20 protein-coding genes are annotated in these 21,479 nt (G+C 54.0%); 15 read left to right on the top strand and 5 right to left on the bottom strand.

Features of this window, described 5'->3' with window-relative positions; translation table 11 throughout:
• Window positions 1-214 precede the first annotated feature (214 nt).
• Both C2I18_RS17440 and C2I18_RS17435 read left to right on the top strand, forming a co-directional pair.
• Complete coding sequence (locus C2I18_RS17440; protein WP_249897026.1) at window positions 215-811, top strand: hypothetical protein; 597 nt, start codon at window positions 215-217, stop codon at window positions 809-811.
• 179 nt (window positions 812-990) lie between these two features.
• Window positions 991-1,728: a glycerophosphodiester phosphodiesterase gene (locus C2I18_RS17435; RefSeq protein ID WP_249897025.1), complete on the top strand. Its 738-nt coding sequence runs from the start codon at window positions 991-993 to the stop codon at window positions 1,726-1,728.
• 34 nt (window positions 1,729-1,762) lie between these two features.
• Here C2I18_RS17435 and C2I18_RS17430 read toward each other — a convergent pair whose 3' ends face one another.
• On the bottom strand, window positions 1,763-2,614 hold the full coding sequence (locus C2I18_RS17430) for a GGDEF domain-containing protein (RefSeq protein ID WP_249897024.1): 852 nt from the start codon (window positions 2,612-2,614) through the stop codon (window positions 1,763-1,765).
• 243 nt (window positions 2,615-2,857) lie between these two features.
• Window positions 2,858-3,436 carry a histidine phosphatase family protein gene (locus C2I18_RS17425; RefSeq protein ID WP_249897023.1) on the bottom strand — a complete coding sequence of 193 codons (579 nt, stop codon included), beginning with the start codon at window positions 3,434-3,436 and terminating at the stop codon, window positions 2,858-2,860.
• Between the two features lie 243 nt (window positions 3,437-3,679).
• Here C2I18_RS17425 and C2I18_RS17420 point away from each other — a divergent pair, with 243 nt between their 5' ends.
• From C2I18_RS17420 to cysC, 9 genes are all read left to right on the top strand, one after another.
• Window positions 3,680-4,828: a phosphodiester glycosidase family protein gene (locus C2I18_RS17420; protein WP_249902151.1), complete on the top strand. Its 1,149-nt coding sequence runs from the start codon at window positions 3,680-3,682 to the stop codon at window positions 4,826-4,828.
• Window positions 4,829-4,875: 47 nt separating this feature from the next.
• The gene (locus C2I18_RS17415; protein WP_249897022.1) at window positions 4,876-5,844 is read left to right on the top strand and encodes a helix-turn-helix transcriptional regulator; all 969 of its coding nucleotides are present in this window, start codon (window positions 4,876-4,878) and stop codon (window positions 5,842-5,844) included.
• Window positions 5,845-5,937: 93 nt separating this feature from the next.
• Complete coding sequence (locus C2I18_RS17410) at window positions 5,938-6,390, top strand: SRPBCC domain-containing protein (protein WP_249897021.1); 453 nt, start codon at window positions 5,938-5,940, stop codon at window positions 6,388-6,390.
• Window positions 6,391-6,505: 115 nt separating this feature from the next.
• Window positions 6,506-7,351, top strand: coding sequence for an STM4015 family protein (locus tag C2I18_RS17405; RefSeq protein WP_249897020.1), 846 nt, complete (start codon window positions 6,506-6,508; stop codon window positions 7,349-7,351).
• On the top strand, window positions 7,348-8,604 hold the full coding sequence (locus C2I18_RS17400) for an STM4014 family protein (RefSeq protein WP_249897019.1): 1,257 nt from the start codon (window positions 7,348-7,350) through the stop codon (window positions 8,602-8,604). Before C2I18_RS17405 ends, C2I18_RS17400 begins: the two co-directional genes overlap by 4 nt.
• Window positions 8,605-8,612: 8 nt before the next feature.
• The gene (locus C2I18_RS17395) at window positions 8,613-9,398 is read left to right on the top strand and encodes an STM4013/SEN3800 family hydrolase (protein ID WP_249897018.1); all 786 of its coding nucleotides are present in this window, start codon (window positions 8,613-8,615) and stop codon (window positions 9,396-9,398) included.
• A 44-nt stretch (window positions 9,399-9,442) separates the two neighbouring features.
• Complete coding sequence (locus tag C2I18_RS17390) at window positions 9,443-10,867, top strand: STM4012 family radical SAM protein (RefSeq protein WP_249897017.1); 1,425 nt, start codon at window positions 9,443-9,445, stop codon at window positions 10,865-10,867.
• A complete protein-coding gene (locus tag C2I18_RS17385; protein WP_249897016.1) occupies window positions 10,864-11,742 on the top strand; it encodes an STM4011 family radical SAM protein in 879 nt (292 codons plus the stop codon). Before C2I18_RS17390 ends, C2I18_RS17385 begins: the two co-directional genes overlap by 4 nt.
• Window positions 11,739-12,458, top strand: a complete 720-nt coding sequence (gene cysC / locus C2I18_RS17380; RefSeq protein WP_249897015.1) for an adenylyl-sulfate kinase — start codon at window positions 11,739-11,741, stop codon at window positions 12,456-12,458. Before C2I18_RS17385 ends, cysC begins: the two co-directional genes overlap by 4 nt.
• Window positions 12,459-12,599: 141 nt before the next feature.
• Here cysC and C2I18_RS17375 read toward each other — a convergent pair whose 3' ends face one another.
• Together C2I18_RS17375 and C2I18_RS17370 are read right to left on the bottom strand one after the other, a co-directional pair.
• On the bottom strand, window positions 12,600-13,019 hold the full coding sequence (locus C2I18_RS17375; protein WP_249897014.1) for a hypothetical protein: 420 nt from the start codon (window positions 13,017-13,019) through the stop codon (window positions 12,600-12,602).
• Between the two features lie 1,313 nt (window positions 13,020-14,332).
• The gene (locus C2I18_RS17370; protein WP_249897013.1) at window positions 14,333-15,754 is read right to left on the bottom strand and encodes an aminotransferase-like domain-containing protein; all 1,422 of its coding nucleotides are present in this window, start codon (window positions 15,752-15,754) and stop codon (window positions 14,333-14,335) included.
• Window positions 15,755-15,910: 156 nt separating this feature from the next.
• Between C2I18_RS17370 and C2I18_RS17365 the strand changes: the two genes are divergently transcribed.
• Entirely contained in the window at window positions 15,911-16,861 is a 951-nt protein-coding gene (locus C2I18_RS17365) for a DMT family transporter (RefSeq protein ID WP_249897012.1), read from the top strand.
• 113 nt (window positions 16,862-16,974) lie between these two features.
• On the opposite strand, the gene C2I18_RS29840 is transcribed toward C2I18_RS17365, so the two are convergent.
• Complete coding sequence (locus C2I18_RS29840; protein ID WP_249897011.1) at window positions 16,975-18,135, bottom strand: YsnF/AvaK domain-containing protein; 1,161 nt, start codon at window positions 18,133-18,135, stop codon at window positions 16,975-16,977.
• A 353-nt stretch (window positions 18,136-18,488) separates the two neighbouring features.
• Here C2I18_RS29840 and C2I18_RS17355 point away from each other — a divergent pair, with 353 nt between their 5' ends.
• The 3 genes from C2I18_RS17355 to C2I18_RS17345 all read left to right on the top strand — a co-directional run bounded on the left by C2I18_RS17355 (window position 18,489) and on the right by C2I18_RS17345 (window position 21,369).
• A complete protein-coding gene (locus tag C2I18_RS17355; protein WP_249897010.1) occupies window positions 18,489-18,800 on the top strand; it encodes a (2Fe-2S) ferredoxin domain-containing protein in 312 nt (103 codons plus the stop codon).
• A 637-nt stretch (window positions 18,801-19,437) separates the two neighbouring features.
• Complete coding sequence (locus C2I18_RS17350; protein ID WP_249897009.1) at window positions 19,438-20,295, top strand: AraC family transcriptional regulator; 858 nt, start codon at window positions 19,438-19,440, stop codon at window positions 20,293-20,295.
• A gap of 84 nt (window positions 20,296-20,379) precedes the next feature.
• Window positions 20,380-21,369 (top strand): aldo/keto reductase, encoded by a 990-nt coding sequence (locus tag C2I18_RS17345; RefSeq protein WP_249897008.1) that lies wholly within the window; start codon window positions 20,380-20,382, stop codon window positions 21,367-21,369.
• The last annotated feature ends 110 nt before the right edge of the window (window positions 21,370-21,479 follow it).

Here is a 21,479-nt window from a genome sequence, read left to right as displayed (position 1 = left end):
ACGTTCCCCACGCCAAGCGGCTATGCATTGAATCACGCCTGCCAGGCATATCTATGAATAGAAGCTTAAGCCTATGCTTCCGGAGCGAGTTTTTGTCCGATGCAATTCATGAAGGTTAAGCTCACAAAAACTAAGCTTATGCTTCCGAAGCGAGTTTTTGTCCGATGTAATTCTTTGATGTTTAAGCTCACAAAAACTTTAAGGAGATGGTATCATGCTTATACTCGTGTATCTGTTCGCGGCACTGGGGGTTGCCCTGCTGCTGGCAGCGGTTGTGCTGCGGTTCAGGCTGTCCTGTCCCCCGTCGGGTTTGAAACAGCTGTCCTGCACCTTGGCAGCCTTGGACGTTGCATTTTCCAAACAGTTCATTACCCCTGACAATTCCCATATTATCGCTCTGGATGACACAGGCAAACAGCTGGCTATCGGCATGTATCATCCGGACAAAGAACAGCAAGGGGCGGCTAAGCTGTACACTTTTGATTCGATCCTGGGCGCCGAAATTATTGAGAACGCTCTCACACTGAGCAAGGTCGGCAAAACAAGTCTCATTACCAGCAGTCCGGTCAAACGCGGGCCTGTCAGGCTGCGGGAGGAGCTTTGGGACAGGCCGGACGGAAGCCGTGAAGCAGAGGAGGAAATTAATGAACTTACGCTCAAAATATACCTCAGCAGCACCGATACGCCGGTTCTGGCCATCCCGTTCTTGCCCGGCCGCCAGCCGGCCAAAAAATCGGATGAGGATTATTCCCGGGCATACCTTGCAGCCCGGCAGGTACATGAAGCTATACGCGGAATTGTCTCTGCTTAAGCCTATTGGGGAGGTCAGCGTCGGGCTTCCCCGATATCTCCCTATTGGTTAACTCCGGATGATGAAATTTTGGAGAAGACTATCGGCTGGACAGGGTTTCCAGGATGGATGTGGAATATGAACTAGACAGCCTGTTCCGGCAGGCGTAAGCAAATAACAAAGCGGAGGGATTTACTTACATGAACAGCATTATTAACTTTGCACACCGCGGCGCATCTGCAGTCTGCCCGGAGAATACGATGGCAGCATTCCGCAAAAGTCTTGAGCTGGGCGCAACAGGCATTGAAACGGATGTACAAATGACCCGTGACGGAGGACTGGTACTCATCCATGATGAGAAAGTCGACCGGACTTCCAACGGTAAAGGATATCTTAAGGATCAGACGCTTGCTGAGGTACGGCAGCTTGATGCCGGCTCCTGGTTTGGCCCGGAATTCAAAGTTGAGCCCTTCCCGACGCTGGAGGAATTGCTCGATCTGTTAAAAGACCGCGATACCGTGCTTAATATCGAACTGAAGAACGGTGTCTTTATGTACCCTGGCATGGAGGAAAAGGTTATTGCAGCCGTGCGTAAATACGGCATGAGTGACCGTGTAATCCTGTCAAGCTTCAACCATTACTCGCTTGCCCACTGCAAAACGCTGGCACCGGAAATCCGCACAGGAATCCTGTATGGGGATGGCCTGTACCGCCCGTGGGATTATGCCAAAAGCCTGACGGCCGACGCGCTGCATGCTTACCTTCCTACAGTGCGTCCCGGGTTCGTCAGCGAAGCAGCGCAGAACGGCATCGCTTATCATCCTTGGACCGTCAATGATCCGGCACAGATGCAGGCCCTGATCGATATGCAGGTGTCGGGAATTATAACGGACCATCCCGACGTGCTGGCCGGGCTGCTTGCCGCTAAAAAGGGATAACGGAAATTAGGGTGCAGGCCATGCGGCCCGCACCCTAATTGGTTCTTGAACTTCCGACCCATTTTACAGAATTCACAGTGTTACCCTGCTTGTAGACAGCGTAGCGCCCGCTGCCCAGCTGCTTGGCACTGTACATGGCTGAGTCAGCCTCCTTCAGCAGGCGGGCCGGATCGAGTCTGCCTTGGCTGGTCGTAATGCCGATACTGGCCGATACAAACAACTCATGCCGGTCCAGACTGTAGTTCCGGGTAGTATTCTCCAGAATCTGCAGGGCAAGCTTTTCAGCCTCTTTACTGCTGCAGCGTTTGGCGATCATTACAAACTCATCGCCGCCGATGCGGAAGATATGGCGCTTGCCCTTGCAGGAGAACTGCCTCAGGCGGCCGCCGACAGCCTGGAGCAGCAAATCACCTGTATGATGACCCAGATTGTCATTAATCGACTTGAAGCGGTTAAGATCGAGATAGAACAGCGCGACCTGCTCATTAGGTTTGCAATGCTGCCAAAAGTGGTCCAAGCCGTTCTTGTTCAGCAAGCCGGTCAGGCTGTCTCTGTAAGCCAGCTCCTTCAGCTGTTCTCTTTCCGCCAGGATCTGCCGGCCCCAGGTGAACAGATACAGCAGCGCAAGTAAAGTCAGCGCATACAGAGCCAGAGAGATAAAGAGACTTCCCCCGGCCTGCCGCAGTCCGGATAATGAGCTCTTGCCGAACAGATGCATTCCATACATTCCGCCGCTGGCCATCAATATAACGAGGCTCGTACAAACCGCACGGGCTTTTTGATCTTTGCCGGCAAAATAACGGGTCAACCGGAGAATGCCATAGACAGTTAATGCTGCTACTGCAAAAGAGCACACAGCCAATATATAATTCCGTGATTCCTCCATGCTGCACACTCCCTTTTAAGTGGAAAAAAATAAGACTCATGCGTCCAAGGCACAGCTTACAGGTTAATCCTAAACATAATCTGAACAACTGGCATTGCCAGATGCCAGAAACGCAAATCAGGCTATATCTTCATTATCGGTTGAGAGTGTGCTTTCCGCGATGGAATCTTTTGGGTTACAGGCCTGAAGGGTGGAATCAGACACTTGTACGAATTAAAAAACCCGCCATACGGCGGGCCTGGTTCAGCTGTCCATATGCTGTACACAATTGTACAGTTCACAGGTCCAAGTATCCTTGTCTTTAACAATCCGGGTGATGGAGGTGTTCTTGAGCAGCTGGCTTACATCCAGCCCCGGAACCAGTCCCGACAGGCTGCTCCGCAGAATCGCCCCGTGACTGACGATCAGGACCCGCTTCCCGGGATGACGAAGAGCAATCTCTTCGATCGTCCGTGCTCCCCGCAGCTTCCCGGACTCGCTGCTCTCCAGTCCCAGCTCCATGCTTCTCCAGTCTTTGCCCCACCGGGCCACCCGTTCCTGTTCTGTCGTACCTTCAAGTTGTCCCCCGTCCATCTCCCGGATTCCCTGAAGGAGCCCGGCCACCGGAATTCCCAGCTTTGCAGCTATCACTTCCGCCGTCTGCCTTGCCCGCAGCAGGTCACTGGAATAAATATAATCCCATTCTTCTCCGCTAAGCCGCTCCGCAATTGCCGCTGCCTGGAGCAGCCCTTCCTCATCCAGCGGATTATCCGTATGGCCCTGAATCCGGCCTTCCTTATTCCATGCTGTGCTGCCGTGCCGAATCAAGCCTATAACCGTCATTGTAGTACCGCCTTTGTCATATTGAAATCCATAATTTTATTATAATCGAATGGCCAGGGGCTTGCATGCCCAAAAGCATCTAAGCTGCTGCCCGGTGCCGGGGCCGGATTAAGCGATTGACGAAAATTGCGCTGTTATATGATAATAAGACCCGGTTCTTCTTTCTGGGGCCCGTTCCATATTCTTCATCCCCTAAATGAGAATCAAAATTGCCATGAACCAAAGGAGATTTATTGTAACATGCTGAAAAAACTGTTAGCCGTCCTTCTTGCAGTCCTGCTGCCGTTCTGTGTTCTGCCAGCCGTGTCCACCACGGCAGCTGCCTTGGCAGCGCCCAAACTCGCCGTTTATGTGGATAAGGATAACCGGTCCTTCATTCCGCTGCGCGCATTAAATGATTTCTCCGGGATGACTTCCGTCCTCAAATCATCCGGATCTATTGAAATTACAAAGGGAAGCTCCTCCATTCTGCTGACTGCCGGACAGGCGTCCGCAGCCGTGAACGGCAAATCCCGCACTTTAGACGGGCGGCCGTTCACTGCAGGCGGAATTATGTATGTCCCGCTGTCCCTGATCAGTTCAACCCTTGGCGTATCCATCCAGTGGAACAAGACTGCCGGTTCAATTACACTTACTGCCGGTGAAGACTCTATCACTCTCCCTGTACTCAGCGGTGTGCTCCCAGGCTCCGGGGGGCCAGCTGTATCCAGCGCTTCGCGCACCTACAAGGTCGGCTCCAAATCGTTCAAAGTGCAGACCGTAACCGTGTCGCTCCTCCATCCCTCGGTCAAGCTGGACGTCGTTCTGGCCGGTAACCAGGCCGGGAAGACAGAAGCGCTCGGCAGCATCGCCAAACGCAGCAATGCAGCCGTTGCGATCAACGGAACCTTTTTCGATGCCTATACCGACGGAGCATACAAAGCCCCCTACGGATATCTGGTCAGCGGCGGAACCATGCTCAAGAACAGTCCGGGAGACCGGCGGACCGTATTCGCCTATGACCGCAATCTGTTAACAGAGCTGATTCCGGGAAATGAGTTCATGGCCCGCTTTAAGGCAGGCACTGTTGAAGGAGCGCTTCAGGCCGGCCCCCGGCTGCTGGTGAATGGCGCTGTAGCACTGAATGTGACCGCTGAGGGCTTCAAGGATCCAAAGATTCAGACTGGCGGCGGGGCCCGCAGCGCACTCGGGATTACACGCGACCATAAACTGATTCTGCTGACCTCTGGCGGGGCAACCATCCGCCAGCTGGCCGAAATCATGAAGCAGGCCGGAGCCTATCAGGCAATGAACCTGGATGGCGGGGCCTCCAGCGGCCTGTATTACAACGGCAAATATCTGACCACCCCCGGCCGGCTCATCAGCAACGCTCTGGTAGTTCAAACCCGGTAATTCCTGCCGGTGCAGCATGACCAAAAGAAACGGAGGATACCGCATATATGTCCAAAGCTGACCATATGTTATCCATTCTGCGGATGCTGACACAGCGGAAACGCACGGCTGCAGAGCTGGCGGAGGAGCTGGAGCTGAGCGTCCGCTCCATCTACCGCTATATCGATGCACTCTGCGCAAGCGGAGTACCCGTCTATGCCGATTCGGGTCCGGGCGGAGGCTTTCAGCTGCCGGAGCACTATACCGAGGCCCCCCTGTTCTTCGATGCCGGTGAACAGCGGGCGCTTGTGCAGGCTGCCGCCTTCGCCAAAGGCAGCGGATATCCCTATGAGCAGGCGCTGGAGAGGGCCATTGCCAAGCTCAAACGCTACAGCAATGATTCGCAGCTCGCCCGGATGGAGCGGCATGAGAGCGGCATGGAGATGCTGCATTCACCTGCCGCACCAGTAACGGAGATCCTCGCTGAACTTGAAGCATGTACGGCGGACAGCCTTACCCTGCGGATGGAATACCGCAAGGGAAATGGCGGAGTGCCTTCCCGGCGTTCCATTGATCCTTACGGTCTGGTGCTGTGGAAAGGCCAGTGGTACATGACCGGCTTCTGCCACCAGCGAGGTGAAATCCGCAGCTTCCGGGTAGACCGGATCGCCGGCGTGGAGCGGACAGAGTCCCGCTTCATTCGTCCGGCCGGATTCTCTGCACGGGAATTTCTGCTGGGCAGCCTGCTGCCCGGCCAGGGTCAGGATAAACAGCTGGTCACTGTAGTGATTCAATCCGCTGAGGCCGTCTTAAATGACCTGTGCAGCCACTGGCTCTTCGGGCATACCTTGAAGGAGCGTGCACCGGGGCAGGCCCTCTTCCTGCTGGACGAAGCCTCTCTGTACAGCTTCGCGCCGTATTTCCTGCTCCCTTACGGCAAAGCCTTAACCATTGTGGAGCCGGCCAGCTTGCGGCAGAAGCTCTCGGCTATAGCTGCCGAGCTTGCCGGTTACTATAGAGATGAAACATCCCGGTAACAGGCTGAAATTTAAAATTCATGTAAATCACTGACCGCAGCTGTCAGTGATTTTTTTGTATAGTGAACGTACCAAGGACAGGAGGAGATATTGATGAATGAGCTGAAATATGAATTTTACATTGGCGGTACACCGGAGCAGGTATGGGATGCTCTGGTCTCCCCTGACAAAGTCAGGCAGATCTATTATGGCAGCGTAATCCGTTCCAGTTTCATTGTGGGGGAACGGCTGGAATACGCGGGTCCGGGAGCGGACGGCGAGGAGACCATTCATGTGCACGGCACACTGCTGGAGTACATCCCCGGACAGACGCTCCGCTTCACGCACAGGGTGGGTCCCTCCTATCTCAAGGACGGCGCCGATTATGAATCCCGCATCTCCTGGCTGCTGAAGCAGGAAGGCGGATGCACCAGGCTGACACTGATTCACGATGAATGGCACCCGGACGATCCCTCCCATGGCCCAAGCAACAGCGCCTGGTGGCATATTCTAAGCAACATCAAAACACTGGTGGAAACCGGACGCACACTTCAGTTCGGCAGCTGATATGTATAACAGGCTTCAATTCCGCTTCCGCCATCATTTTTTACAGCCATTTGACTCCCACCGCCGCAGATGTTAGGGTGACATTGAAGCCATAATTTTCCGGGAGGGAATACTGATGACGGAAGTAAAGCTTGCTATCGGATACGATGAATATGAAGACGGACAGCGGATGGATACGGAGATTGAACGCCTCAGCGCAAGCCCGGAAGCTGCGCAGCTGAACAGCCTCATCATTGGCGATTGGGGACAGGCCTACGAGAACAGCTCGGAGGAAGTTGTGGAAGCTCTTGTGAAGCACAGCGGAAGCTTTCCGGCTCTGCGCAAGCTGTTTATCGGGGAAATGGGCTATGAGGAATGTGAGATTTCCTGGATTACGCAATCTGACCTCTCCCCTCTGCTCGCTGCTTATCCTGAACTGCAGTCACTAACCATTCAAGGCGGCACAGACCTCAGCCTCAGCAACCTGCAGCATGACAAGCTGGAGGAACTGATTATCATCACGGGCGGGCTCAGCAAAAAAGTACTGTCAGAGATCGCGGCAGGACATTTGCCGAATCTGCGCAAGCTGGAGCTGTACCTGGGTGTCGATAACTATGGGTTTGACGGAAGCCTTGAAGATCTGCTGCCGCTGATCCAGCCGGAGAAGTTCCCGAAGCTGACCTATCTGGGCCTGAAAAACAGCGAGATTCAGGATGAGATTGCAAAAGCACTTGCTGATGCGCCGATTCTCGACCAGCTGCATACGCTGGATCTTTCGCTTGGAACGCTCAGTGACGAGGGTGCGGAAGCGCTGCTGGCCAGTGAGCGGATCAAAGGCCTGCAGGCGCTGAATCTGAGCTATCACTATATGTCGGATACCATGATCTCCCGCTGGAAGGCCAGCGGCCTGCCGGTTGATGTCAGCGACCAGCAGCAAAGCGATGACGACGAAGACTGGCGTTATCCTTCCATCACCGAATGATTCAGGGAGCCCGGCCCCTGATTCTGCTCTGCAGTCCCGGCGACAAGCGTTCGGGCGGTATCCAGCAGGCGCGGAGCCGGCTGGGGATGCCGCCCGCCCTGCTTATACCGTACATGGACCTGCTGCGGGGAGCAACGCTTGCCGGACTGCTGGAGCGGCAGCTGCCGGCTGGCCGGCTGGCCGAACTCCAAGATCATTCCGCAGCTGCTCCGCCGCTCCTGCGGCTGGAATCACCCGGCGGCAGCTTCGACATGGAGCAGGCGCTTATTGCCCTGGGGGCACCGGATGCCGGGGAGCAGGATGACTCGCTTCACCCGTACGGGCAACAGCGCGATCCCTACCGGCTGAGTGTCCAAGCGGCCGGGCGGCTGAAGGATATGCCCGGTGTGCTGCACCATCCGTCCCAGTGGTTCCGCGGCTACTGCCGGCTGCTGGCCAGAGTTCAGCGGGAGGCTGGTGAGCTGCTGCCGGCTTCCCGGTGGCAGAACCATCCCGGCGATATTGCCGCGATGACCGACAAACGCCGGACGCAGCAGATTCTGGCAGCGGCCGGTGTTCCTGTTCCCCGGCCGCTTGGCTGCAGTCATCCGCCGGAGAATTATGAATCCCTCCGGGAGATGATGCTTAAGGAGCGGATGCACCGGGTATTCATCAAGCTGGCTTGCGGCTCTGCCGCTTCCGGCGTGATCGCCTATCAGATCCATCCGGCCACGGGTGCCGAACTGGCCGTCACCACCATCGGGACCGAGCAGTTCATCACCCGTCCGCCCATATACTATAATTCAGGGAAGCTGCGCCGCTATAATGACTCCTCAGTCTTGTCCGAAATCATCGACTGGCTCTACAGCCATGGTGCTTATGCCGAGCAGTGGATTCCCAAGGCCGGGGCGGCCGGAGTCTCATTCGACATCCGCCAGCTGGTTGTCGGGGACGAAGCCTGCCATTCGGTTGCCCGGGTGAGCAGGACGCCCATTACGAACCTGCATCTGCGCAGCAGGCGGATGTCTCCGGTCGAGGCCGGACTCACCGCTGAAGAACAGGAAAGGGTGCAGCATACTGCCGTGCAGGCACTCGCCGCTTTTCCCCGTTCGGACGTCGCCGGAATTGATGTTCTAATCTCCTCAGGTAATTCACGTCGCACCTATGTGGCTGACGTGAATCCTTTTGGCGACCTGCTGTACGGTGTTGAATATGAAGGCTGCGGTACCTATGAATGGGAAATGAAGCAGCTGAATTTTATGAAAGGTCACTGATCACGCTTATGACAGATATGAATACGATTGTCGGTACCCACGATATTCTGATGATTACACTGGATACGCTGCGCTATGATGCCGCTGTTCTGGAGGAAGCCAACTGCCCCAATCTGTGCGGAACCGGCTCCTGGGAGAAAAGGCATACCCCCGGCAGCTTCACCTACGCCGCACACCATGCCTTCTTCGGCGGATTCCTGCCGACTCCGGCCAATACGGACAAAGCTTCACATGTGCGTCTGTTTCATTCCAAAAACACCGGCATGAAGACACATCCGCATACCTGGCTGTTCGACACGCCGGACCTTGTCTCCGGGCTTGCCGGCGAGGGATACCGTACGGTGTGCATCGGCGGCGTTATTTTTTTCACCAAAAAGGTTCCGCTTGCACGGATCCTCCCTGGCTATTTCCAGCAAAGCTACTGGCGGATGACCTTTGGCGTCACCAATCCGCGCTCCACGGAGCATCAGGTCAATCATGCCTTGAAGGTGCTGGGCAATACGCCGCTCGATCAGCGGCTGTTTCTGTTTCTGAATGTGTCGGCTATTCATGGGCCTAACCATATGTTCCTGCCCGGTGCCCGCAAGGATTCCGTGGACAGCCAGCGGGCTGCGCTGCGTTATGCCGACGGTGAGCTGGGACGGCTGTTCGCACGTTTCCGGGAGCGGGGGAATCCGGTCTTTTGTCTGGCTTTTTCGGACCATGGTACCGCCTACGGGGAAGACGGCTATGAGGGACACCGCCTGGCGCATGAGACGGTATGGAATGTCCCTTACCGGGAATTTATACTGTAGCTTAGCTTGGCATATCTAATTCATCCGGATGAAAGGAGAAACGTATGACGTCTATCGGCAACTTCCAGCAGCAATCTACCAACAACGACGTAAGACCGACTCTTTCTTCGGAGGAGGTCAGGCAGTGGAAAGAGCAGATTACCGCTCAGCCTTACCGCAATTATCTCTATTCTTATCCGCATAAAACGGCTTACCGTGAATTCCAGCCGCCGGTGTCATTAGAACGGCTGTGGCTGGATGAGCCTGCGGAGACCTTTTTTCTCTATATGCATATTCCGTTCTGCGGCGCGCGCTGCGGCTTCTGCAACCTGTTCACGCTGCCGGACAAACGCGCAGATGTTCATGAACGTTATGTCGATGCACTGGAGCGGCAGGCCCGGCAGTGGTCGGCTTTTACCGGCCATAAGCCTTTTGCCCGCTTTGCAGTCGGCGGCGGTACACCGACCCTGCTCGCTGCACCGCAGCTAAGCCGGCTGTTCCGGATTGCCCGGGAAATTATGGGGCTGGACACTTCGCGCGCATCGATTTCGGTAGAAACCTCGCCGGAGACGATTACAGAGGAGAAGCTGTCCATCCTCAAAGAGAACACTGTCGACCGGGTCAGCATGGGCATTCAGAGCTTTGTGGCAGCCGAGTCGGCCGCGATCTACCGTCCGCAAAATCCAGAGGTTGTATACCAGGCACTGGAGCTGCTGGCACAGTACCAGTTCCCTATCCTGAATCTGGACCTGATCTACGGATTACCGGGCCAGACCGTCGATTCCTGGCTGTACTCGCTTAAGCAGGCACTGCTGCATGATCCCCAGGAGATCTTTATTTATCCGCTCTACACCCGCGAGCATACGATTGTGAAGCCTGGGGATCTGCTGTACCAGCAGGATTTGCGGCACGAATGCTATACTGCCGCCTGCCGGGATCTCGCAGAGCACGGCTACCGGCAATATTCGATGCGCCGTTTCGCCAAGGAGGACGCCGGTACCGGCAAAGACATCCTCGGCTACAGCTGCCAGGAGGAAGGGATGGTCGGCCTCGGCTGCGGAGCCCGCTCTTATACCCGGGAGGTGCATTACGCCTCCCGGTACGGGGTCAGCCGCAAGGCAACGGAGAGCATCATTGCCGATTATGTGTCAGCGGAGCGTTATGACACCGCCGATTACGGCATTGTGCTGAGCCTTGCGGAGCAGAAACGCAGGTTCATCCTGAAGGCAATCCTGCACAGCGAGGGACTGAGGCTGGCCGACTACAGCGGGCGCTTCTCTGCTTCGCTGTGGGATGATTATCCCGAGCTTACACTGCTGCTTGAGAGCGGCCTCGGTGAGATTTATTATGAGGGCCCTGGCGGCTTGGGCGAGGATCAGGATGAAGTCCTGCGCTTAACCTCTGAGGGGTTGGGCTACTCGGACTCCATCGGAGACTGGTTCATCTCGGGCGACATCAGGGAGCGCATGGAAGGATTTATTCTGCCATGAAGGCCGTCCTCTACTACCGGGGTTCCCTGACCTCCTGCAACTATGATTGTCCTTACTGTCCTTTTGGCAAAACCAGAGACAGCGCGGTGACACTGGTCAAGGACCGCGAAGGCGTCGAAACCTTTGTCCGGTGGGCTGCGGAGCAGGGTGCAGCGGGCCACCGGCTGTCGGTTTTCTTCAATCCCTACGGCGAAGGGCTGATTCACCGCTGGTATAAGGAAGCGCTGATCACCCTCTCCCATCTCCCCCATGTAGACAAAGTGGCTATTCAGACCAACCTGTCGGCCAGCCTTGCTTTTTTGCGGGAGCTGAATCCTGCCACCGCCGCCTTCTGGGCTACTTATCACCCGGGGCAGGTCAGTGAGGAGAAATTTCTGGACCAGTGCATGAGTGTCTACCGGCAGGGCATTCCGCTTAGTGTGGGCAGCGTGGGGGTTCGCAGTGCTTTTCCGGCCATCGCTTCGCTGCGGGCCTCCCTGCCTGATGAGGTCTATTTGTGGGTAAATGCCTACAAGGATAAACCGGATTATTATACACCGGAGGATCTGGCATTTTTGCGCAAAATAGATCCGCATTTTCATATCAACGCCGCCGACTATGACAGCCTGGGCAAACGCTGCAACGCCGGCCAAAATGTATTCTACGTGCAGGGGGCAGGTACAGTAAAACGCTGCTACAAAGACAGAGGTGTCATCGGCAATCTTTACCGTGACGGTCTTGAAGGCCTCGCTGCCGAGCGAAGCTGCCGCATGAAGGTCTGTGACTGCTATATCGGATATATCCATATGCCCGAACTGCAGCTGGAGCAGATTTACGGCCCGGGCCTGCTGGAGCGGATACCTTATGGAGTACAAGTACAGGGGGTGACGCGATGAGCACAGGTTGCGATGGAACCGAGGTGGCTCGCGCGGATGCGGGGAGTGTGGCGGATCATGGGACTAAAGCGGATTGTGCGGATGCGGAGAGTCTGGCGGATGAAGGGACTAAAGCGGATCGTGCGGATGCGGAGAGTCTGATGGATGACGGGACTAAAGCGGATCGTGCGGATGCGGAGATTATTGCGGGCAGCAGCATGACGATTTGGCTCACAGGCTTGTCCGGTTCCGGGAAGTCAACCATCGCTTCGCTGCTGATGGATAAGCTGATTGCGCACGGGCTCGCTGCCGAGTGGCTTGACGGAGATGAACTGCGGCGCGTTCTGGGAAAAGGCCTCGGCTTCAGCCGGGAAGACCGGCTGGAGAATATCCATAGGGCTGTATACCTTGCCGGAATGCTGAACCGACATGGCATCATTACAGTAGTCTCTGTTATTAGCCCCTACAGGGATATGCGCGAGTATGCCCGCCAGGCGTTACCCGGTTTTGCAGAAGTCTATGTGAACTGTCCCTTGGAAATCTGTGAAGCCCGTGATGTCAAAGGATTATATGCCAAGGCCCGCCGTGGCGAAATCCCTGCTTTCACCGGCATTTCCGATCCATACGAAGCGCCTCTCAGCCCGGATTTGACACTCCGCACGGCTGAGCAAACGCCGGAAGAAAGTGTGAATGGAATATGGGATTGGCTGACAGAGCATAGCCTTGTCAGAGTCTAACAATAACAGCGACCTGTCCGCATAACCGGGCAGGCCGCTGTTTTTAATATTAGTTACTCTATTACTCTAAATGTAATGCTGCAGCGGCGGATGTATATTTTAACGGTGAGGTCCTGGCTACTACAGTTCCCGTTCTGTGCTTCAGACCTGCTTTAGCGATTTCCGGGGTGGGGTGCCTACCTCTACCCCCGCTTCTACGCTCATTTTGAGTTCCAGTCTCGTTTCGGCTAATTCAACGGGAGTTTTCCCGTTCATTTCGAGCTCCGGCCTCGTTTCAGCCAATTCAACGGGACTTTTCCCGTTCATTTCGAGCTTCGGCCTCGTTTCAGCCAATTCAACGGGATTTTTCCCGTTCATTTCGAGCTCCGGCCTCGTTTCAGCCAATTCAACGGGACTTTTCCCGTTCATTTCGAGCTTCAGCCTCGTTTCAGCCAATTCAACGGGACTTTTCCCGTTCATTTCGAGCTTCGGCCTCGTTTCAGCCAATTCAACGGGATTTTTCCCGTTCATTTCGAGCTTCAGCCCACTTTCTGCCGAGTCAAAGGTATTTATACCCTTCATTTAGCTCCACAGCCCACTTTCACTCAAATCAAAGGTACTTATACCCTCCATTTAGCTCCACAGCCCACTTTCACTCAAATCAAAGGTACTTATACCCTCCATTTAGCTCAACAACCCACTTTCTTCCAATTCAAAGGTATTTATACCCTTCATTTAGCTCCACAGCCCACTTTCACTCAAATCAAAGGTACTTATACCCTCCATTTAGCTCCACAGCCCACTTTCACTCAAATCAAAGGTACTTATACCCTCCATTTAGCTCCACAGCCCACTTTCTTCCAAACCAAAGGTATTTATACCCTTCATTTAGCTCCACAGCCCACTTCCTGCCGAATCAAAGGTATATATGCCACTAATTTCAATAAATACTGGAAGGTTACTGGAGTTAACCCAATCACAGGGCGGAGATGCGGATAAAACGAGGTTGATGGTAGCTAAGAGAATTTACTGGTTAGAACTCCTTAGAGTTAACCCCATCGCAGGGCGGGGACACAAATAAAACGAGGTTAATGGTGGCTAAGTGGGAATTTACTGGTTAGATCTTCTTGGAGTTAACCCAATCGCAGGACAGAGACGCGGATAAAACGAGGTTGATGGTGGCTAAGTGAGAATTTACTGGTTAGATCTTCTTGGAGTTAACCCAATCGCAGGGCGGGGACACAAATAAAACGAGGTTGATGGTGGCTAAGTGAGAATTTACTGGTTAGATCTTCTTGGAGTTAACCCAATCGCAGGACAGAGACGCGGATAAAACGAGGTTGATGGTGGCTAAGTGAGAATTTACTGGTTAGATCTTCTTGGAGTTAACCCCATCGCAGGGCGGGGACACGGATAAAACGAGGTTGGCGGGTGGCTAAGTGAGAATTTACTGGTTAGCACTCCTTAGAGTTAACCCAATCGCAGGGGGAACGCGAATAAACGAGGTTGACGATGACTAAGTGACAATTTACTGGTTAGAACTTCTTGGAGTTAACCCAATCGCAGGGCGGGGACACGGATAAAACGAGGTTGACGGTGGCTAAGTGAGAATTTACGGTTAGAACTTCTTGGAGTTAACCCAATCGCAGGGCGGGGACACAAATAAAACGAGGTTGATGGTGGCTAAGTGAGAATTTACGGTTAGAACTTCTTAGAGTTAACCCGATCGCAGGGCGGGGACACGGTTAAAAGGCGAAGGACGCACGCCATAATCCAGCGCCAACTCCCCCGCGATTTCAACCAGACGCCGCACGCCTTCACACTCCCTCACTTACACCACCGCACAGCTCCCACGCAATTGCGCCAGACGCCGCACGCCTCCACTCCCCCTCACCTCACCCCCGCGCCAGCTCCCCCGCAATCGCGGTCAGGCGCCGCAAGCCTTCGCGCAGCTTCTCCTCGCTGGCGAAGGAGTAGCTGAGCCGCAGCCGGTTTGTCATCTCCCCGAGCGGATCGCAGATCTCGCCGGGCACGAAGGAGATGGACTCCGCCATACAGCGGGCAAAAAGCTCTGCCACCGCAATAGACTCCGGAAGCTTCACCCACAGATTCAGTCCGCCCTGCGGCGCGGTCCACTCCCACCCGGCAGCTGCCAGCTCCTCCTCGGCAATCTCCTTGTGCACCTGCAGCGCAATGCGCAGCTTGCCGATATGCTGCTGCAGCCGCGGTGAAGTGTAATAATGCAGAAAGATCTTCTGGTTCAGCAGCGGCGTCCCGTTATCGGACAGGGATTTGGCGGTAATCAGCCTTTCCATGAACGGATACCTGCAGGCCACCGCACAGATTCTGAGACCAGGAGCCACATATTTGCTGAAACTGCTGATATAAATCACCCAGCCCTCCGTGTCATAGGCAAAAAAAGGCGGCGGCGGCTTCTCCCCGAAATACATATCCCGGAAGGGGTCATCTTCCACCAGCAGACAGCGGTAACGCTCGGCAAGTTCGACCAGAAGTTTACGCTGCCGCACCGGAACCGTATACCCTGTAGGATTGTGGTGCGTCGGGTTCATGTAGAACATGCGCGGCTTAAACTTACGCATCAGCTCCTCCACTTCCGTAAGATCGTAGCCGTCAGGAGTGATCTCCACGGAAACCAGCCTGGCCCCGGCCCGCCGGAAAATATCCATCGCCACACTGTACGTCGGCCGCTCCACAAGCACATAATCCATCGGCCCCAGCATGATCCCCGCGATCAGGTTGATTGCCTGCTGCGCACCCGAGGTGATGATCAGCTCCTGCGGCGACAGCTGCAGCCGGTGCTGCTCATGAAAATGACGGCTCAGCGTTTCCCGCAGCTCCTCATCCCCCTGTACAGAAGAATAGGTGCCCATGACTTTCGGGTAGAGATCGAATACTTTTTTCACATAATCCGACAGAAAAAGATTCGGCAGCAGATTGGGATCAATCAGCGCCTGGGAGAACTGGTATTTCACCGGTGTCCGCTGAATATCTGACAAGGGATTGGTAAGCGAATAGGACGGTACCTCCGCTCCCGCTTCCACCGCTGCAGCCGGTCTGCTGCCCGCAGAGACATAGTAACCCGATTTATCTTTGACATATACCTTGCCGTGATCACTCAGCTCCCGGTAAGCCTTGAACACGGTCAGCCGGTGCACCTTCAGCTCTTCCGCCAGCAGGCGGATGGATGGCAGTTTGTCATGCGCCTTCCATTCCCCCCGCTCCATCCGGTTCAGCACGAACTCATATACCTGACGGAATAGCGGGCTGACCTGTTCTGTTCCTGCCGCTTTTTTCATATTCCCCCGCTCCCTCCTCCTCACTCTTTACCGTATTGTACCGCATATCCGCCGCCATCTGTTCTGTTATCTCTTATCTGTTCTGTTCCCGGCGGCTTATGATGAATCAAAGTCTTCAACCGGCTGACACATTAACTTTGCAAAGGGGAACTTGAAATGATAATGTTAGCTTATTCTCTCGTCTGTCTGATCTTCGGCACTACCTTCCTGGCCATCAAAATCGGTGTGGATGCAGGGGCGCCGCCCTTTTTCTCAGCGGGATTGCGGTTTTTCTTGGCGGGGGCGGTTCTGTTCTTCTGGATGGTTCTTAAAGGCAAAGCAAGCTTCTCCCTGCTGCTGCGGCGGGAAATGCTGTTCACCGGGGCAGCGCTGACGTTCGGGACATTTTCTGCACTATACTGGGCTGAGCAATATGTGTCTTCCGGGCTTGCTGCCGTGCTGTCGGCTACCGGCCCCTTGATGATCCTTCTGCTGCAGACCGCTCTGCTCCGGCAAAAAGCTCCCTCCTACTCCATAATGGGCTGCATAATCGGCTTTACAGGTGTGCTGCTGCTCGTCCTGCCGAACCTGGCGATTGAGGTCTCTCCACTGTGGATCATAGGCTGTGCCGTAGTGCTGATCGGAGAATGCTGCTACGCTGCAGGAGCGATTTATTCCAAAAAAGTGACTGATGCCTTCTCACAAGTCTCGCCCGTTGCCCTGAATGCGGCACAAATGATGTATGGGGGTGCGCTCCTGTTCATCCTGTCGATTTTTACTGAACAAGTTCACCCTGAATTTCTTCTGTCCTTCAAAACAGCCGGCTCCATCCTGTACCTGACAGTGATCGGCTCCATGGTCGGCCACACCTTGTTCTACTGGCTTGTTGCCAAAACCAATCCTGTCTTCCCTTCTACCTGGCTCTATATTTCACCGCCGATTGCCGTGGGTATGGGGTTCCTGTTCTACGGCGAAGCAGTGACCCCTTTAACGATTGTTGGCGTGTTCACCATCATTGCAGGGACCGTGCTGGTTAATGCAGGTGCGCTGAAACAGCTGATGTTTAGACCCAAACCGGTGGACCCTGAGGCTTCAAAAGTAAACCTGGAGATTCTCCCGCAGAAATAAGCAGCGGCCCTTCCGACTTGCGGATACGCCAAAAAAAGGACCCCCAGGCCGCTTGGCCCGGGAGATCCTTTTTATACAATTAACCGCTTATTCAGGGGACGCTAGAGCCGTACTTATCGGGTACGGCTGTGGTCCCGCTGCAGATCATTGCTGGTGTTAACTCTTACGTCACCAGACTTGTCCACACGCGCTTCCTCGCGTCTCACAGTATCTCTAACCTGCTCGGTTTCCTGAACCTCGCGTTTGTGAACGTCCACTTCTCCGGTTACTACCGTGTTTTTATGCACTTCAACCTGTTCTTCACTCACGGGAATGCGGATAGTTTCATCCGCTCCGATTGGAGTGGCAGAAGAATCATTATTGACGGCACGGCGCTCAATGACAATCTCTTCATGGGAGACCGGAACATTGATCGTTTTTTGCTCCTCAATAACTTCCTTGCGGATTTCAACTTCACCGGCCTGTACCCTGTTCTTGGATACATCCAGCTGTTCCTCACGCAGACGCAGCTTGCGGGCCTCATCCTCATTATTCAGGTTCAGGGCACCCGTTTCCGGCAGCGGCGTATCAATACCTTGCCGGGAACCGGAATAGACATCGCCTGTCATCCCGGGTCTGTCCACACCATCCAGTGCGTCAGCTTGCGAAAGACCGTTCACCGGAGCCGAATTCATGGTATCCAGACCAGTATCGGTACGGCCTTCAAGACCAGAACCGTTAAACGCTGCATCCACCGTATCTCTTACTGAATCGCGGCCAGCCGTCACATCTTCATCGACATACCGGTCAGCGTTGGCAGAGTTGTGGTTGCGGAATACTGTGTACACATCGTTAACCTGTGAGCTGTCCGCATCAACCATAACCAGAATACGGCCTTCATCTACATAGTTATCATAAGTTTGCGCTTCATCTTCAGGGATGCCGAGACCGATCAGTCCGCCGACCAGTCCGCCTGTACCGGCGCCGACAGCTGCTCCCGTCAGGGTAGCCGCAATAGGCCCTGCAGCGATAATCGGCCCGATTCCCGGAATAGCCAGGGCACCGATACCTGCAAGCAGTCCGGTCAATCCGCCGAGAATACCGCCTGTTGCTGCTCCTGAAGCCATGCCTTCCGGCGCTTTAGTTCCTGTCTCATCGCTGATTGCTTCCACATCACGTTTGTTTCTGGCAATGACGGAGATATCCTCTGTCAAAAATCCGTGGTTTTTCAAGTCTTCAATTGCACTAGAAGCCTCGTGTTCTGTATAAAACACACCTACAATTTTCTTATTCATAACGATTCCCTCCAGTTTGTAATTTGATTAATTTGTGTTGCTTCTTGGGTCTTCCATAGCTCTTAATTAACCACTCCTGTACCGGTTAAACTGTATTTTTTCAATTTCAATGCCGGGTCCACAATTAAATTTCTGAAACAGAAAAACAGCTGGTAAATAAGGGAATTGACACATTTTCTTCATATAAATCAATCGCAAGTTACGTATACTGACATAGAATTCACAGTCCCAGCCTGTTTGTTAAGCCTTTAGGAACATTGGCTCTAACCTCCTTACAGCTCTGCCAAAAGAGACTATACTCCTCATAAGAACGGTGCTAATCATTCATCCATTTTGAGCAAGGGGGCGTAATCATGAACATGAGGCTGAAGGTGTTGAAAAAGCATCTGCTGTTCTGCTGCAGCGAGCACTGCAACAATCAGGAGGTCGAGGAGGTCATGCAGGCATTCAAGGAGCAGCTGGTGGAGCAGGGCATCAACAAAACGGTCAAAATCAACAAAACCAGCTGTCTGGGGCTGTGCGGCAACGGTCCTTTTGTCATCGTCTATCCCGACGGCATCTGGTATTACAATGTAACCACTGACGATGTGCCGCGCATTGTGGAGGAGCATCTGGTAAACGGTGAACCGGTGGATGAGCTGGTGATGCTTAAAATGGAGGCTTAGCCTATATTTTGCCCGTGCCTGCACCAAAACACCTTCAAAGTGAACCCCTTGCGGCGGGTCATTCTTGGAGGTGTTTTAATTACTGACGGTTAATAATGATTAAAGGAGCGACCAAGAACAAGAAATATAATACGGGCATCCGGAGCGGTTGGATTTGTAATCGGACCGTTAATGATCATTTATGGTGGCAGAATTATTGATTCTCTTTTTCCATGGTGACGATGAGCTGCCCCGTGCCCGAAATGGGCTGTTTGTAACAAACCATCCCTTCTTAATTGCATTTCATACAGCTAAAACCGAGCTTTACTGGTACCACAGGAGGTTTAATTGCATATTCTGCAGCTAAAAAACCCGGAATTCAGCCAAAGGAGGCGTTCTGCCATTTTTAGCTGTACAGAATACAGTTAAACCTCGAAATCAGGTTTTTCGCAGGCTTTTAGTTGCAGGAAATGCAGTTATTCATCATCTTTCCCCTACATTAGTTACTCTTAAAAGTTACTCCCAAACCATTGACTGGCGCAGATGCCCACCTATACTGGATCCCTTCACTTGCCCCCCTCATTCAAATCTAATGTATAATGGAAACGTATCCGTAACTTTGTCCTGGACAACCTTTATACAGAAAAGAGGCTGAGGCATGGCCATATTCAAATATAATTCCGAGCGCCCGCTGCCGGGCAGTGCCGGTCTGCATCTTCATTACTGGGGGCGGGAGCAGTGTGCTCCCGGACATTCCGTCGGTCCCGGTGTGCGTGACCTGTACAAGATCCATTTCATCCACTCCGGAACCGGCAAGGTGGTTGTCGGGGAAGAGACACATATTCTTCAGGGAGGCCAGGCTTTCCTGACCTATCCGCATGTTGTGACCCATTACGCCGCAGATATTGCGGATCCGTGGAGCTATTCGTGGGTTGCGTTTACCGGGGAAGAAATCGGACATGTTCTAAAGCGCACTTCGCTGTCGCCGGAGCATCCCGTCTTTCCGATGGACGAGCACTTTATGCCCGCTCTTTATGACCGCCTGACAGATGCAGCGGATGCCATGGATTCGGCCCATTGCCTGGACCTGCCGCTCAAAGCCATTATGTATGAATTTCTTGCGCTTCTGCTGCGCACCGTTCCGGCAGCCGGGGATGTCCTCCCGCTTCCGCGCCAAAAAAGTATATATGTCGAGCAGTGCCTCCACTATCTGCATGCCCATTATTGCGAGAACGTCACGGTAGAGATGATGTCAGCCTCGCTGAAGCTGGACCGCAAATACCTGTCCGCCCTGTTCAAGCGCAGCATCGGGATGCCGCCGCAGCAGTATCTGCTTAACTTCCGGATGGCCAAGGCCTGTGAGCTGCTGACGGAGACCCGCTGTACCATTGGTGAAATCTCACGTTCGGTCGGCTATCAGGACCCGCTGCTCTTTTCGCGGATGTTCAAGAAGGTCAAGGGCTCATCCCCCAAAGACTACCGCAGCCGGCATGCGGATAACGACATTGTTCTATAAAGTTCTTCCTTGCTGACATACGCCTGGCTCCCCTCATTCGCTACAATAGAGCTTGACTGGAACCAAACTATAAGGAGGATATTCATGTATAACGCTAATCCTGAACGCTATGACAATATGAAATATAACCGCTCAGGGCGGAGCGGCCTGCGCCTGCCGGCCATCTCCCTCGGACTCTGGCATAACTTTGGCGGCATTGATGTTTTTGAGAACGGACGTGCCATGGTACGCCGGGCTTTTGACCTGGGAATTACCCATTTTGACCTCGCCAATAACTACGGTCCGCCTGCAGGCTCTGCCGAGGAAACCTTCGGACAAATTCTTAAAAAGGACTTTGCCGCCTACCGTGATGAAATGATCATCTCCACCAAAGCCGGATATTATATGTGGCCCGGACCGTACGGGGAGTGGGGCTCCAAGAAAAATCTGATTGCCAGCATCGATCAAAGCCTCAAACGGATGGACCTGGATTACGTGGATATTTTCTACCATCACCGTCCGGACCCTGACACCCCGCTGGAAGAAACCATGGCCGCGCTGGATCTGATCGTACGCCAGGGCAAAGCGCTGTATGTCGGTATTTCCAATTACAGTGCAGAGCAGACCCGGGCTGCTGCGCAAATTCTGCGCCAGCTGGGCACGCCTTGCCTGATTCATCAGCCAAGCTATTCCATGATGTCGCGCTGGATCGAAGACGGGCTGCAGGATGTGCTTGCTGAGGAAGGCATTGGCACCATTGCATTCTCGCCGCTGTACAAAGGCATTCTCACCGACCGCTATCTGAATGGAATTACACCGGATTCCCGCGCTGCCGGACCAAGCGTATTCCTCTCGGAGAAGGAAATTACCGAAGAGGTGATCGGCAAAGTCCGCAAGCTGAACGACATCGCTGCCGCCCGCGGCCAAAAAATGTCGCAGCTCGCCCTCTCCTGGGTACTCCGCGGCGGTAAAGTAACTTCTGCGCTGATCGGCGCTAGTAAGGTGAGTCAGATCGAAGATGCCGTTGCATCCCTGAACGCTCCCGAGCTCAGTGCGGAAGAGCTGGAGCAGATCGAAACAATTTTGCGGGGATAATCCCGTCCCAGCTTGAAATCAAGACGGTACATTGCCCTTCCGGCTAATGCGGGTGCGGGCATTTACCGTCTTTTTGCCATCGGTGGTATAATCAATACAAAAAACAGCAC

Origin of the sequence: Paenibacillus sp. PK3_47 (assembly GCF_023520895.1) — a bacterium.
Classification (GTDB): Bacteria; Bacillota; Bacilli; order Paenibacillales; family Paenibacillaceae; genus Paenibacillus_AQ.
Note: the sequence above shows the minus strand (reverse complement) of the source record. Positions and strands in the feature narration are given on the sequence as shown.